Here is a 13,763-nt window from a genome sequence, read left to right as displayed (position 1 = left end):
CATGAAAGACCTTGGCACCTGGGTGGTCGGAGTGATCCTGCTCGGACTTGCGGGACTGATCGGCTATTCGCTGCCGCGCGGCGCGGACCTCGTGTCGTCAACGCAAGCCATGAAACCAGCCGCTGGCTCCCAGGACGGTGGCAACAACACCGCGACCGCGCGCCCCTCGCCCGCGCAGTTCGTACCGACCCTGGAGAACGACCTTCCGACTGGAGAATTCGGCGAGATGGTCAAGCTCGGCGAGGCAATCTTCACGGACACCAAGGCGCATGCGGGTGAGTTCGTCGGCAATGATCTGCGCTGCGCAAATTGTCACCTCGATCGCGGCCGGCTCGCGCACGCGGCGCCAATGTGGGCAGCCTATGTGATCTACCCGGCGTACCGATCCAAGGACCAGCACGTCAATACGTTCGCCGAACGGCTGCAGGGCTGCTTTCGCTTCAGTATGAACGGAAAGGCGCCCGAACTCGGCGACAAGGTGCTGGTCGCGCTCGAGAGCTACGCCTTCGCGTTGGCCAAGGGTGCGCCGACCGGAGAGAAGCTGCCAGGCCAGGGCTTCTTGAAGCTGCCGCCACCCGATGCGCTCGACGCGGTCAATGGCCAGCAGGTCTACACCTCGCGATGCGCGACGTGTCACGGCGCCGATGGCCAGGGTCAAAGGTCGGCGAGCGGCCAGACGGTGTTTCCGCCGCTATGGGGACCACGCTCCTACAATTGGGGCGCGGGCATGAGTTCGATCACCAACGCGGCCGGCTTCATCAAAGCCAACATGCCTCTCAGCCAGGGCAACACGCTTTCCGATCGCGAGGCGTGGGACGTCGCGACCTATATCAACAGCCAGGAGCGGCCGCAGGATCCGCGCTTCATCGGCTCGGTCGCGGAGACGCGCCGAAGGTATCACAACTCGCCGTTCGAGATGTACGGTCGGACCGTCAATGGCGTCACGCTGGGTGAGAATTCGCCGCTTTCAGGCACGGTCGGACGGTAAGCCCGCGCCCCGAAGACGGCGGCAGGCGCCTCACATCGGCGCCGCACTCTCCGCATGAGCCTTCGACAGTTTCGACGCCAGCGACGCCAGCACGATCGCCACCGTCACCACCGCGACGATCAGCGTGCAGATCGCGTTGATCTGCGGCTTCACGCCGAGCCTGACTTCCGAATAGATCCGGATCGGCAGCGTCGCCGAGCCAGGCCCGGTGGTGAAGCTGGCGATAACCAGGTCGTCGAGCGACAGCGCGAAGGCCAGCATCCAGCCGGCAGCGATCGCCGGCCAGATCAGCGGCACGGTGGCGCGCAGGAAGGCTTCGGCCGGGCCGCAGCCGAGGTCCATCGCGGCCTCCTCGACGCTGCGGTCGAGCGCGTGCAGGCGCGACTGCACCACCACCGCGACGAAGCACATCGTCAGCGTGGTATGCGCGATCATCACCGTCCAGAAGCCGCGCTCCGCATTGAGCGCGACGAACAGCAGCAGCAGCGACAGGCCTGTGATGACTTCAGGCATCACCAGCGGCGCGTACAGCATGCCGGAAAACAGAGTGCGGCCGCGGAAATGCCCCGCCCGCGACAGCGCCACCGCCGCCAGCGTGCCGAGCACCGCCGCCGCCGTCGCCGACGCCAGCGCCACGCGCAGGCTCATCCACGCCGCCGCCAGCATCGCCTGATCCTGAAACAACTCGCGGTACCACCGCAGCGACCACCCGCCCCACACCGTTACCAGACGGGAGTCGTTGAACGAGTAGATCACCATGATGACGATCGGGAGATACAAAAACGCCAGCCCGAGCGTCAGCGAGACCAGGTTGAAGCGGGAGAGTTTCATGGGTGAGGCCGGATTGGCGATTTGTCTTCCGACGGGATGAGCGGTCCAGTTCGGCCTCAGCCTAGCATCAAATCGCGCAGCGATCCCGCCCCCGCTTGATCGCGTGCCTCAGCGATGCAATTGACCGAAACCGGCTTCGACCGTCAGGACCGATCCGATCGTCGACCTCGCACCCGGGCGCGCCAGATAGGCGATGGCGTGGGCGACCTCGTCCGGAGACACCATGTGACCCGTCGCCTGCCGGGCGGCGAATTCGCTGACGTCCCGCCCGGTTTGCGCCGCCAGACCGCGGACGAAATCCGTATCGACCGTGCCGGGATTGACGCAATTGACCCGGATGCCCTCCGAAACAAGATCAGCAGCCATCGCCCGGGTCAGCGCCTCGACGCCGCCTTTGGTCGCCGAATACAGAGCACGGCGCGCGAGGCCGGTCTGGGCCAGGCACGATGCGATGTTCACGATGGCCGGATGGCTCGATTTCCGCAGGTGAGGCAGCACCAGACGCGAGACCCGCGCGACGCTGATGAGATTGACATCGATCACGCGCGACCAATCGTCCATCGTGCCGTCTTCGATGCTGCCATAAAAGCTGACACCCGCATTGTTGACGAGGATGTCGATGCGGCCCTCGCGCGCGACGATGTCGCCCACCGCAGATGCAATGGCGGCGTCGTCCGTCACGCTGCCCTGATAGGCGGTCCAACCGGCCGGCACGTTGTCGGCCGCGAGATCGAGGATGTTGATACGTCCGCCCTGTTGCGCCAGCAGTTCGCCGGTCGCGCGTCCGATGCCGGCCGCTCCGCCGGTGATGAGGATGACGCTGTCCCTGAAGATGCCGCTCACGATGTCTCCTGTTTGCTCCGGTGTCTCACCACGTCACGAAATGGCGCGAAGTTGCGTCTGTTGCATCGAGCGTCGCTGCGCGAAGCGCGCGTGCCAGTCGGCAAGCGACGGCACCGTTTCGCGCCAACCCGGGCGAAGCTCGCGAAAATCGATGTAGCTGAGCGCACAGGCGACCGTGATGGCCCCGATATCGACCGGTTGCTCCAGATACGCCAGCCAGTCGCTCTCCAGCACATCGAGGCTGGATTGAATTTTGGAGGACTGCCCGTCGAGCCAGGCCTGCCAGCGCAGCTCCGATGGCCGTAATGCGTTTTCGAACCGGATCAGGACGCCGGCGTTCATGATGCCGTCGCCGAGCGCCTGCAGGCAAAGCGCGCGGGCGCGGTCAAGAGGTCCGGCGGGCAGCAGCGGCGGCCCATCATGCAACGTGTCGAGATACTGGCAGATCACGCCACTGTCGTAGAGCGCGGTCCCGTCCTCCAGAACCAGCGTGGGAATGTGCCCGGTCGGATTGTGGGCGACGACGCTGGCGTCGCGCGCCACCGGACTGACGACCGCCGACACCAGCTCGAGCCGGTCGACGAGGCCTGTTTCATAGGCCAACACCATCACCTTGCGGACGAACGGGGATGCGGTCGAATGATAGAGTTTCATTTGTCAGCTTTCGCCGTGATGCGCGTTGCCCGCGCTGCGTTGGCATCTCGCGGACGGAAAGCGCCGCGCATCTGCTCTTCGAGTTCGGCCTTGGCCTCGAACAGCAGGGGGATATAGCGGCGCTCGATGTCTTCGAGTGTCGCCAGCGACGCGATGGCGATCAGATTGATGACACAGATGACTTCGTCGCCATGCTTGACCGCAACGGCGGCGCCCCGATTGGTCTTGAGAAACTCCTGATCGGAAACCGCGTAGCCGCGCTCGAGCGTAGTCTTGACGATCTTGTCGACGGCCTTGGCATTGCGCGCCAGCTTCTCGAACGGATCGCTCGACAGCCGCAACCGCGCGAGCAAATCGGCGCGTTCGTCCGGATTCATATTGGCGAGATAGACGCGTCCGGTTGCCGACGCCAGCATCGGTACGCGCGAGCCGATCGAGCGATTGCTCGACAGCATGCCGGGCTTTCGGTTGGTGTCGACGATCACCATCTTGTCGAGCTGGAAGATCGCGAGGTCCGACGGCCAGCCGAGCTTCAGCCGCAGCCGCTCCATGATCGGCCGCGCGGTCTCCACCAGATGATTTTCGTGGGAGATGTTGTTCGACAAAGCGAGTGCGCGCAGCCCGACCGTGTAGGTGCGCGTCGTCTCGTCGAAGGAGAGGTACCCGACCTGCCGCAGGCTTTCGAGCAGCCGCAACGTCGTCGCCTTCGGCAGTCCGGTGATATCGCGGACATCCGACAGCCCGACCGGGCCGTAAGCGTTCACGGCTTCGAGGACGAGAAGCCCGCGCAACAGCGCGTTGACGGGCGTCTTCGCGGCGTCGGGCAACGTCGTTAGTTCTTGATCAGAGGACATCCGGACAAAGCGATGTCCTCGAAGGCTTCGCTCGCGGGCACGGTGCCGACGATCTCGAAGCTGTCGCCCGGCATGGTCGCGGCCCCCGGCTTCTTGGCGCGCGCGACGTACATGTCCATCACCACGCGGCCATTGTCCTTGATCGACGCATTCTGGATCAGCGCCTTGTCGCCGATCGGCATCTCTTTCATCTTGGCGACGACATCGGCCCCCTTGTCCGACCCGACGGCCGCCACGGCTTTGAGATAATGCGTGACCGCCACATAGGTGTTGGCGTGGATCATGCTCGGCATCTTCTTGTGCCGCTCGACGAAACGCTTCGACCAGGCCCGCGTGGTCTCGTTGAGATTCCAGTAGAACGGCGTCGCGAAATGCAGGCCCTGCGCGGTGTCCGCGCCCATCGAGTCGACTTCGGGCTGGCTGACATAGAGCGCGACCATGCGGCCGGGGATGGCGAATTCCTTGGCCTGTTTCATGGCGGTGATCAGATCCGACCCGCCGACGGCCAGCGCGACAACGTCCGCGCCGGAGCCTTGCGCCTGCAACAGGAAGGACGAGAAGTCCGCCGTATTGATCGGATGCTTGACGCTGCCGAGCGTCGTTCCGCCCGCCGCCTTGATGGCCTTCACGGTTTCCGGCTCCAGCGCGTTACCGAACGCGGAATCCGTGGTCACGAAGAACCACTTCTTGCCGCCCTCGCGGACCAGGTCCTTCACCACCGTGTTGGCGAGCGCGTAGGAGCTGGTGGCCCATTGCGTCCCGGACGGCGAGCAGAGCGCGCCGCTGAAGCCCGGCGCGGTGCCGGCCGTGTTCAACATGGTCTTGTTGAGCTGCGTCGCCATGCTCTGCGCTGCCAGCCCGGCGGCCGACGTCCCACCATCGGTAATCGCGCTGACACCCTCGACCTCGAAGAACCGCCGCGCGATCTGCGAGGCCAGATCCGGCTTGTTCTGATTGTCGGCGACGACGACCTCGATGGTTCGGCCGAGCACCTTGCCGCCAAAGTCTTCCACCGCCATGCGCGCGGCAAGCGCCGATCCCGGCCCGCCCTGATCGGCGTAAGGCCCGGACTGATCGTTCGACACGCCGATCTTGAAAGGCTGCTCCTGCGCCATCGCACTTGGCATCATTGCGATCGACACCGACGCGCCAAGTAGCAGGGCAAATCTCAACATAGCGTTCTCTCCCGACACGTAAGCCCGGTCGTTTGTTGCGAGCTCTTCCGATCGACGTCTTTGCATCCGCTTCAGCGGTTGTCAAAATAAATGAACCTGTGGTCCATCAGGTGGACCGAACAAGTTCACGTCGAAACCCGCGCGCTGGTCAAGCTGTTGAGAACGTCGGTCTGCTATCGATGACTTAGCGAGCGGACGGTCTTACTTCCGGTTTCCGGAATCATCAGCCCTCGAGTTGCCGCCGCTGCACCCGTTCGTAGATCAGCAGCGGCAGCAGCAATACGGCGAGCAGCACGACCGCGATCGCCGAGGCGACCGGCCAGTCGCGATTGGTGAAGAACTCCAGCCACAGCGTCTGGCCGATCATCTGCGAGCCGGAGCCGGCGAGCAGATCGGGAATCACGAAATCGCCGACGATCGGGATGAAGCACAACAACACGCCGGCGCCGATGCCGGGCAGCGACAGCGGAAACGTCACCAGCCAGAACGCGCGGCGCGGCGAGGCGCCGAGATCGGCTGCAGCTTCGCCGAGCGAGGCGGGTAGTTTGGCCAGCGTCGCGTAGAGCGGCAGCACCATGAACGGCAGATAGGAATAGACGATGCCGATGTACATCGCGGTGTCGGTCGATAGCCACACGAGCGGCGCGGAGATCAGATGCAGCGCCAGCAGCGTGGTGTTGAGCAGGCCGTCGTGCTGCAGGATATTGATCCAGGCGTAGATCCGGATCAGGAACGAGGTCCAGAACGGCACGATCACCAGCATCATCGCCAGCGGCTGCCACCGCCGCGGCAGCCGCGCCATCGCGTACGCAATCGGATAGCCGATCAGCAGCAGGATCGCGGTCGACACCGCCGCGACGACAAGACTGCGCAGATACGACAGCACATAGAGGTTGTCGGAGATCAGCAGCCGGAAATTCTCCAGCGACAGCGCCGAGAATGCTGCTGTCAGCGCGTCCCAGCCGGCGGCGAGATCGAACACCGGCGTATAAGGCGGCTGCGCGATCGCGCTCTGCGACAGGCTGATCTTCACCACGAAGCCGAACGGCACCAGGAAGAACAGCGCCATCCACAGATACGGCGCGATCACCGCCAGCCGCGCCGGGCGGGTGAAGATGTCGCGAGCGCCGCTCATCGCCATTCCTTCATCGCCCTGCCCTCATCGGTCCAGCACCACGCAGTCGTCCGGCGCGAACCACGCCACCACGTGCTGGCCGGTCTGGTAAACGTCGCTGTCGAGCCGCGTGGTATTGGCCATCCTCGCCTGCAGCATGGTGCCGGCGTCGAGCCGGACCTTGTAGGTGGTCAGCCCGCCGACATAGCCGACCTCGACGATCTCGCCATCGAGCCGGTTCATCGCATCGGCATGGCCGGGGTCGGCCGCGGGCCCGCGGCGCGACAGCTTGATCTTCTCGGGCCGGATCGCCAGCGCGACCGATGTCGCTTCGACAGGCTGCGATGGCGCGGCAGCCACCACCGCGCCTGCATCCGTCGCAATCGTCAGTCGGCCGTGCTCGCGCGACGTGACGTTGCCGTCGAGGATGTTGACGTCGCCGACGAACTCCGCGACCCAGCGCGAAGTCGGCGTCTCGTACAGCCGGCGCGGCGCCGCAACCTGTTCGAGCTTGCCGGCGCGCATCACGCCGATCCGATCGGCCACCGTCATCGCCTCGTCCTGATCATGCGTGACGATTACGAAAGTGGTGCCGAGCCGCTTCTGCAGCGCGATCAGTTCGAGCTGGGTGCTTTCGCGCAATTTCTTGTCCAGCGCCGCCATCGGCTCGTCGAGCAGCAACAGTTTCGGCCGTCGCGCCAGCGCGCGGGCGAGCGCGACGCGTTGCTGCTGACCGCCGGAGAGCTGATTCGGCCGACGCTTCTCCATGCCCTCCAGCTTCGCCAGCGCCACCATCTCGGCGACGCGCTGCGCCACCTCGCGGCGCGGCAGCCCGGCGCGCTTCAGCCCGAAGGCGATGTTGTTTGCGACGCTGAGATGCGGAAACAGCGCGTAGTTCTGGAACATCATGTTGACCGGCCGCTGGTGTGGCAGCACCGGGGCGATGTCCTCGCCGCCGAGCAGGATGCGGCCGCTGTCCGGTGTCTCGAAGCCGGCGAGCATCCGCAGCAGCGTGGTCTTGCCGCAGCCGCTCGGCCCGAGCAGCGCGAAGAACTCGCCGGCCTTGATGTCGAGCGACAGCCCGTCGACGGCGACGAAGCCGCCGAAGCGTTTTTTGACCGCCTCGATCCGCAGCAGCGGCGTCGCCGCGCTTTCGGACGGCGCGGAATTTTTTACAACCTGCTCAGTCATTCCTAGGACGACCCGCCCCGCTTCCCATCCGGCGATAACCGGCAAGCTGTAGCGGCCAATCGCAAGCGGCTCAACTCTGCTAGTGCGTAGCGCGCAGGCGCTACGCTGCCACACCACCAGACCGTCATCACCGCGAAAGCGGGTGACCCAGTATCCCAGTGCATTCATTGTTCGTCGCGAACGGTCTGCGATACTGGGTCGCCCGGACAAGCCGGGCAATGACGGGTGGTGGTTGAAGGGCGGTTTAGGATAAGCCGGCCCATCCGCCGCGCTTCCGCGAAGCGCGAAATGGGTGCGTCGCGCGACCGGCCGCGACGATCAGCTGACCTGTCGGCTGCGGGTCGCACCGCTGCCGATCCGGGGCGGCAGGCCCACCAGCCACGGGTAATCTTCGATCGGTGCCGGACGGCCGATCAGATAGCCCTGCACCGCGTCGCAGCCCTCGTCGACCAGGAAGTCGAGCTGCTCCTGGGTCTCGACGCCTTCGGCCACCAGCGACACGCCGAGACCGTGGCCGAGCCCGATCACCGCGCGTACGATCGCGGCAGACTGCACGTTGCGGCCGAGATTCATGATGAAGGCGCGGTCGATCTTGATCTTGTCGAACGGGAACGCCTGCAGATAGGTCAGCGACGAGTAGCCACTGCCGAAATCGTCCATCGAGACGCGCACGCCGAGCGCCTTGAGCCGGCGCAGCAGCGAGAGACCGCGCTCGAAATCCTCGATCAGCACGCCTTCGGTGATTTCGAGCTCGAGCCGGCCAGGCTGCAGCCCGGTCTCGAGCAACACGGTGTGCACGAAGCTGACGAGGTCGCTGTTGAGGAATTGCGCCGGCGACAGGTTGACGGCGATCTGCAGCGGCTTCGGCCATGCCGCCGCCTGCCGGCAGGCTTCGCGCAAAATCCACTCGCCGATCTCGACGATCAGTCCGCTCTCTTCCGCCAGCGGGATGAATTCGGACGGCGGCACGAAGCCACGGGTCGGATGCCGCCACCGCGCCAGCGCTTCGAAGCCGACGACGTTGCGCTCGGACAGCTCCTTGCTGCTCGACGCCTGCGGCTGATAGTGCAGCGACAACTCGGCGTTGCGGATCGCGCTCGACAGATCCTGATGCAGCGCGCGACGGTCGCGGATCTGCATGTCCATTTCGGGTGCGAACACGCTGATCGTACCGCGGGCGCGGCCCTTGGCGCGAAACAGCGCGGCGCCGGCATTGGCGAGCAGCGAGGCAGCGTCCCGGCCGTCGCGCGGAAACAGCGCGATGCCGGTGGTGACGCCGGTGCGCACCGTCTTGCCGTCGATCTCGAAGCCGCCGGCGAATTCGCGCGCCACCCGCTCGGCGAGTTCGTAGCCGGAAGCCGGCTGCGGGCCGTCGATCAACAGGCCGAATTCGTCGCCGCTGAGCCGCGCCACCACCCCGCCGCTGGAGGCGGCCTCGATGCGGCGCGCGACCTCGACCAGCAGCTTGTCGCCAATGGCGTGGCCGAACACGTCGTTGATCTCCGCCAACCCGTCGAGGTCGACGCTGAGCACGGCGAATTCGTCGGACGAGCAGTCGCAGGCTTCGATCATCTGCGACAGGGACTTCAGGAATGCCGGGCGGTTGGGGAGCCCGGTGAGCCCGTCGTGATACGCCATATGCGCCATCCGGGCCTCGGTCTGGCGGCGGTCGGTGACGTCGACATGGGTCTTGATCAGATAGTTTTCGGCCCCCGCCTCGTCGGCGACGGTGATGCGCCGGGTCACGAACAGCCGCAGACCGTCTTTGGTGCTGATCGGATGCTCCTCGACCATCAGGCCGCGCTTGCGGATCGCGATGTCGTCACGCTCGCCGATCAGACGCGCTTCCTTTGCGTTGAATATCTCGCCGGACGTCAGCCCGAGCGCGTCTTCGCGCCGGCGATTGAGGATGAGTTCGGCGCCGCGATTGGCCAGCACGTAGCGGCCGTCGCTGCTGCTCTGAACGGTGACCCCGACCGGGATGTTGTCGATCACCAGCTCGAGGAACTTCCGGGTCTTGTCGAGCTCGCGCGCCAGCGCCAGACGGTCGGTGACGTCCTCGAACATCGCGATGATGAATTCGGGCTCGTTGCGCTCGTTGCGGGCGACGACGCGCTCCGAGGCGAGAACGAGATCGCGCTTGCCGAACGCGATCGTCAGCTCGGAGCGATACTCGCCCTTGCTGGAGGCCAGCGCCGCCTCGTCGGCCGCCCGGATCGCGGCCGCGGAATGTGGCGCATACAGGTCTTCGGCCGTTGCGCCGATGATCTTCTCACGCGGCAGCCGTGACAGCCTCTCGAACGCACGGTTCGCCAGGATGTAACGACCGTCCTCGATACTCTTGGCGGCGACGCAGACCGGGATGTTGTCGATCACCGATTCCAGGAATTGGCTGGTGGTCGATAGCTGCTTGGAGATCCTTCGCAGCTCGGTGCAGTCATTGTGGGTCGAAATCTTGCCGCCATTGGCGAGCTGCGAAAACTTGACCTGAATGAAGCGGCCGTCCGGAAGTTCGCTGATGTGCCCCTCCGGCGTTGCGGCGCTCTTCAGGAACTCCTTGTTGCTGAGATCGAGCATGCCGCGCGCGCGGCGCAGCGCCAGCAGATCGCGGCCGTCCATGCCGGTCCGCACCTCGCTGCGCGAGAGACCGTACATCTGCAGATAGAGATCGTTGCAGAACACCAGCCGGCCTTTGGCGTCGGTGATGACGACGCCCTGCTGCAGCTTGTTCAGCACCGAGTCGACCAGCATGTTCTTGCGCCGCTCGGCGCGGCGCTGACGGCGAACCACCGAGGTCGCCCACAGCGCGACGGCGCTGGTGGCGCAGGCAAGCACCAGGCCGCCGATCAGCAGCTCCCAGACCAGCTCGGGCTCCAGGTCGCCCATAGCGCCGGCCGGCTGAAAGCCGGATGCGGCCAGCCCCACGGTGCTGGAGGCGAACAGACAAGCCACCGCCGCAGCTCCCGCTGCCCCGCTGCTTGTCGTCCAGAACCTCGGCACCATACAACACCCGACACTTTCCGGTGGAGTCTGGCCCCCGACTCATTTTGAACGCGTAAACACCACAGCCATGTCGTCCAGATCGTGCAGGCTTTTCATCAATTGACGTTCGATGGTTAATCCTCCGATAACACTGCGCCTTGCTCGAAGCGGTGGGACGGAGCGGTCGGTGATGGATACGGTAGAGTGCGTCGTGGTCGGCGCCGGGGTGGTCGGCCTGGCAATCGCGCGGCGGCTGGCGAGCTCGGGACGCGAAGTCATCGTTCTGGAAGCCGCCGAGGGCATCGGCACCGGCACGTCGTCGCGCAACAGCGAAGTGATCCATGCCGGGATCTACTACCCCGCCGGCAGCCTGATGGCGCAGCTCTGCGTCGCCGGCAAACAGGCGCTGTATGCGTATTGCCGGGACCACGGCATTCCTCACCGCAATTGCGGCAAGCTGATCGTTGCGACGAGTTCGGCCGAAGCCGACAAGCTCGCGGCGATCAGGGCCCATGCAGCGGCGAACGGCGTCGACGACCTTGCCGCGCTCGACAGCGCGGCTGCCCGTGAGCTGGAGCCGGCGCTGACCTGCGTTGCGGCCCTGCTGTCGCCGTCGACCGGAATCATCGACAGCCACGCTTACATGCTGGCCCTGCGCGGCGACGCCGAGGACGCCGGCGCGGCGTTCGCCTTCCATGCGCCGCTGCTCGGGGCCAGGGCCGGGGACGACGGACTCTTTCTGGACGTCGGCGGCGAGGCCCCGATGACGCTGGGATGCCGGGTGCTGATCAATGCCGCAGGGTTAAATGCGCCAGCGCTGGCAGGCGCCATCGCGCCGATGCCGGCCGCGCAAATCCCGACCGCTTACCTGGCGAAGGGCAACTACTTCACATGCGGCGTCCGCGCGCCGTTCTCGCGCCTGATCTACCCGGTGCCAGAGCCGGGCGGCCTGGGGGTCCATTTGACCCTGGACATGGCCGGCCAGGCGCGGTTCGGGCCGGACGTCGAATGGATCGACCACGTCGACTATGTGGTCGATCCTGACCGGGCGGAACGGTTCTATCCGGCCATCCGCAGATATTGGCCGGGCCTGCCCGACGGCGCGCTGGCGCCCGGCTATTCGGGGATCCGGCCGAAGATCGTGCCGCCCGCCGTCGCGGTGCAGGATTTTGTCATCCAGGGCCCGCGCGAGCACGGCGTGGCAGGTTTGATCAATCTGTTCGGGATCGAGTCGCCGGGACTGACCGCATCGCTGGCGATCGCCGACCATGTGGCGGATCTGGCCGACGCGGCCGATCGCGCGTAACGCACAACTACGAGCCTGAAGACTCGCGATCGCTTACTACCTACCGACGCGCTCCTGCGTCCGACTGAACATGGCAGAGCCCCGGTCGTTGCGCCGACGCCGAAGCGTCCCGGATGGACGGCGCAGACCGGAGTCCGTCACGTCGTACTGCAGGACATCGTCAGTTGCGAAGTGATCAGCGCTTGCGCGCGAATGATCGCGACCATTCGATGTGTTGCAGCTGTCGGATCAGTGGAGAGTGGCGGAGCCTTGCCTCAGCCGATTGATTTCGTCCCGTACCATGAGTTTGCGGCGTTTCAGCTCGGCGATACGCAGGTCATCGGTGGAGGGATGGGCGAGCGCTTCGTGCAGTTGGGACTCTAGAACTTTGTGCTTACGTTCAAGTTCAACGAGATGCGACTGAAGTGCCATACGAAACCTCCTCTGTGAGTGAGACTAGATTCCATCCGGACGAGTGAGTGTACATCTCTCAGCGCGGCTGTCGATGGCTTTGAAATATCTGCGTCACAATTACTCGGCCGTCTGAAACGATTCTGGATTAGCCGGGTTGGTAATCGTGCGAAGCTACACGTGCCGCGATGCGGCGCGGTGTGGTCGACTTTCGCACAAGGTCTCGCCGCAGTTGTGTCGCCGCTACGTGGAGCTCTCCTCTCTTAGCTCTTAACCTCTTCGCAACGATTGTTTTGTCAAAGGTCTCGTTCGACGAACGATGCAGCTGTGCCGCTTGCTCACGGCCCGTGCAACGGCGATAATCCGCTAAAATCGTTCACACCCCCGCGAAGGTCCGCGCTCCCGCGGACTTGCCAAGTTGTTCAGGTCATGACCGACGAAGACGAAGGCGAGTTTGCGGCCGAACTCGCAAAGTTGCAGCAGGAACACCGAGATCTCGACGCGGCGATTGATGCGCTGCAGCATTCTCCGGCACCGGATCTGCTTCGGCTGCAGCGGTTGAAGAAACGCAAGCTGGCACTGCGCGACCGCATCTCCTTCATCGAAGATCAGATCACGCCCGACATCATCGCCTGACCGCCCGGCCATCGGCCGCCCGGCGCTCGGCCTTGCGGGCGTACATCGCCCGATCCGCGCTGGCGAGCGCCTCGGCGGCGTTCATGCCGGAGGTCAACATGGTCACCCCCGCCGACACGCCCGCCGAGACGGTGTGCTCGCCGAACTGGATCGGCAGCCGATCTACCGTCTCTTCCAGCGCCGCCGCCTTCTTGCGGGCATCGGCCTCGCTCAGATTCCACAGCAGCAGCGCGAATTCGTCGCCGCCGAGCCGGCCGATCAGATCTGAGGCCCGGACATGGCCCAGCAACGCCTCGACTACCGCCTTGAGCACGGCATCGCCGGCCGCGTGGCCGAACTGATCGTTGACCGGCTTGAGGCGGTCGACGTCGAGCATGATCAGCGCCCCGCCGGCGCCATAGCGCTGGATGTAGGCCAGTGCCCGGTCGAGCTCGCGTTCGAAACCGCGGCGGTTGGCAATCCCCAGCAGGTAATCGGTATCCGCAGAGGCGCGGAGCTCGTCGATCTGAGCCAGTGCCGCGGCGAGCTGCGCCTTCAGCCGCCGAATCCTTGCCTCAGGGCTGACAGCGGCTCGTGCCGAATCGCCGCGGGTGGACGGCGCCGGCTTGCGCGGCGCCTTGGCGGCGCGCGCCGGCTGCTTGGCGGTGGCGTTGACCCGGGTCTTGCGGCCGGGTGGCCGCGCCGCCGGAGATCGGGGGGGCGTCTTTTTCATCAGAATCAACGTGAGAACCACCACAACCCTTGCCGGTCTTCACCAAGAAAGGATAGTGCATTCCCGGCGCCTTGGCCGCAGTGCCGG

13 protein-coding genes are annotated in these 13,763 nt (G+C 65.3%); 3 read left to right on the top strand and 10 right to left on the bottom strand.

Annotated features, from left to right (window positions below):
• Position 1: 1 nt before the first annotated feature.
• Entirely contained in the window at positions 2-988 is a 987-nt protein-coding gene (locus tag D4Q52_RS15555) for a c-type cytochrome (RefSeq protein WP_119857475.1), read from the top strand.
• 30 nt (positions 989-1,018) lie between these two features.
• Here D4Q52_RS15555 and D4Q52_RS15550 read toward each other — a convergent pair whose 3' ends face one another.
• The 8 genes from D4Q52_RS15550 to D4Q52_RS15515 form a co-directional block, all read right to left on the bottom strand.
• Entirely contained in the window at positions 1,019-1,819 is an 801-nt protein-coding gene (locus tag D4Q52_RS15550; RefSeq protein WP_119857474.1) for an ABC transporter permease, read from the bottom strand.
• Positions 1,820-1,927: 108 nt separating this feature from the next.
• Positions 1,928-2,662 (bottom strand): SDR family NAD(P)-dependent oxidoreductase, encoded by a 735-nt coding sequence (locus D4Q52_RS15545; RefSeq protein WP_119857473.1) that lies wholly within the window; start codon positions 2,660-2,662, stop codon positions 1,928-1,930.
• Between the two features lie 33 nt (positions 2,663-2,695).
• Complete coding sequence (locus D4Q52_RS15540) at positions 2,696-3,316, bottom strand: glutathione S-transferase N-terminal domain-containing protein (RefSeq protein WP_119857472.1); 621 nt, start codon at positions 3,314-3,316, stop codon at positions 2,696-2,698.
• The gene (locus D4Q52_RS15535; RefSeq protein ID WP_119857471.1) at positions 3,313-4,170 is read right to left on the bottom strand and encodes an IclR family transcriptional regulator; all 858 of its coding nucleotides are present in this window, start codon (positions 4,168-4,170) and stop codon (positions 3,313-3,315) included. The genes D4Q52_RS15540 and D4Q52_RS15535 overlap by 4 nt, the downstream gene beginning before the upstream one ends.
• The gene (locus tag D4Q52_RS15530) at positions 4,149-5,345 is read right to left on the bottom strand and encodes an ABC transporter substrate-binding protein (RefSeq protein ID WP_182915330.1); all 1,197 of its coding nucleotides are present in this window, start codon (positions 5,343-5,345) and stop codon (positions 4,149-4,151) included. The genes D4Q52_RS15535 and D4Q52_RS15530 overlap by 22 nt, the downstream gene beginning before the upstream one ends.
• 223 nt (positions 5,346-5,568) lie before the next feature.
• Positions 5,569-6,480, bottom strand: coding sequence for an ABC transporter permease (locus D4Q52_RS15525; protein ID WP_119857548.1), 912 nt, complete (start codon positions 6,478-6,480; stop codon positions 5,569-5,571).
• Positions 6,481-6,504: 24 nt separating this feature from the next.
• Positions 6,505-7,650 carry an ABC transporter ATP-binding protein gene (locus D4Q52_RS15520; RefSeq protein ID WP_119857469.1) on the bottom strand — a complete coding sequence of 382 codons (1,146 nt, stop codon included), beginning with the start codon at positions 7,648-7,650 and terminating at the stop codon, positions 6,505-6,507.
• Positions 7,651-7,968: 318 nt separating this feature from the next.
• A complete protein-coding gene (locus D4Q52_RS15515) occupies positions 7,969-10,653 on the bottom strand; it encodes a sensor domain-containing protein (protein WP_119857468.1) in 2,685 nt (894 codons plus the stop codon).
• A 169-nt stretch (positions 10,654-10,822) separates the two neighbouring features.
• On the opposite strand from D4Q52_RS15515, the gene D4Q52_RS15510 reads away from it, so the two are divergent.
• On the top strand, positions 10,823-11,938 hold the full coding sequence (locus tag D4Q52_RS15510) for an NAD(P)/FAD-dependent oxidoreductase (protein WP_119857467.1): 1,116 nt from the start codon (positions 10,823-10,825) through the stop codon (positions 11,936-11,938).
• A gap of 228 nt (positions 11,939-12,166) precedes the next feature.
• On the opposite strand, the gene D4Q52_RS15505 is transcribed toward D4Q52_RS15510, so the two are convergent.
• Positions 12,167-12,349 carry a YdcH family protein gene (locus tag D4Q52_RS15505; protein ID WP_119857466.1) on the bottom strand — a complete coding sequence of 61 codons (183 nt, stop codon included), beginning with the start codon at positions 12,347-12,349 and terminating at the stop codon, positions 12,167-12,169.
• A gap of 408 nt (positions 12,350-12,757) precedes the next feature.
• On the opposite strand from D4Q52_RS15505, the gene D4Q52_RS15500 reads away from it, so the two are divergent.
• Positions 12,758-12,964 (top strand): YdcH family protein, encoded by a 207-nt coding sequence (locus D4Q52_RS15500; RefSeq protein ID WP_119857465.1) that lies wholly within the window; start codon positions 12,758-12,760, stop codon positions 12,962-12,964.
• Here the strand turns inward: D4Q52_RS15500 and D4Q52_RS15495 are convergent.
• On the bottom strand, positions 12,954-13,676 hold the full coding sequence (locus tag D4Q52_RS15495; protein WP_119857547.1) for a GGDEF domain-containing protein: 723 nt from the start codon (positions 13,674-13,676) through the stop codon (positions 12,954-12,956). The genes D4Q52_RS15500 and D4Q52_RS15495 overlap by 11 nt on opposite strands.
• Positions 13,677-13,763: the final 87 nt, after the last annotated feature.

It is taken from the genome of Rhodopseudomonas palustris (assembly GCF_003591005.1).
GTDB lineage: Bacteria > Pseudomonadota > Alphaproteobacteria > Rhizobiales > Xanthobacteraceae > Rhodopseudomonas > Rhodopseudomonas palustris_K.
This window is presented reverse-complemented; position numbering and strand designations above follow the sequence as displayed.

What these genes read in the sequence shown, in the direction of transcription:
- D4Q52_RS15555 (WP_119857475.1), top strand. Translation starts at nt 2, where the DNA reads ATGAAAGACCTTGGCACCTGGGTGGTCGGAGTGATCCTGCTCGGACTT.
- D4Q52_RS15550 (WP_119857474.1), bottom strand. Translation starts at nt 1,819, where the DNA reads ATGAAACTCTCCCGCTTCAACCTGGTCTCGCTGACGCTCGGGCTGGCG.
- D4Q52_RS15540 (WP_119857472.1), bottom strand. Translation starts at nt 3,316, where the DNA reads ATGAAACTCTATCATTCGACCGCATCCCCGTTCGTCCGCAAGGTGATG.
- D4Q52_RS15535 (WP_119857471.1), bottom strand. Translation starts at nt 4,170, where the DNA reads ATGTCCTCTGATCAAGAACTAACGACGTTGCCCGACGCCGCGAAGACG.
- D4Q52_RS15530 (WP_182915330.1), bottom strand. Translation starts at nt 5,345, where the DNA reads ATGTTGAGATTTGCCCTGCTACTTGGCGCGTCGGTGTCGATCGCAATG.
- D4Q52_RS15525 (WP_119857548.1), bottom strand. Translation starts at nt 6,480, where the DNA reads ATGAGCGGCGCTCGCGACATCTTCACCCGCCCGGCGCGGCTGGCGGTG.
- D4Q52_RS15520 (WP_119857469.1), bottom strand. Translation starts at nt 7,650, where the DNA reads ATGACTGAGCAGGTTGTAAAAAATTCCGCGCCGTCCGAAAGCGCGGCG.
- D4Q52_RS15515 (WP_119857468.1), bottom strand. Translation starts at nt 10,653, where the DNA reads ATGGTGCCGAGGTTCTGGACGACAAGCAGCGGGGCAGCGGGAGCTGCG.
- D4Q52_RS15510 (WP_119857467.1), top strand. Translation starts at nt 10,823, where the DNA reads ATGGATACGGTAGAGTGCGTCGTGGTCGGCGCCGGGGTGGTCGGCCTG.
- D4Q52_RS15505 (WP_119857466.1), bottom strand. Translation starts at nt 12,349, where the DNA reads ATGGCACTTCAGTCGCATCTCGTTGAACTTGAACGTAAGCACAAAGTT.
- D4Q52_RS15500 (WP_119857465.1), top strand. Translation starts at nt 12,758, where the DNA reads ATGACCGACGAAGACGAAGGCGAGTTTGCGGCCGAACTCGCAAAGTTG.
- D4Q52_RS15495 (WP_119857547.1), bottom strand. Translation starts at nt 13,676, where the DNA reads ATGAAAAAGACGCCCCCCCGATCTCCGGCGGCGCGGCCACCCGGCCGC.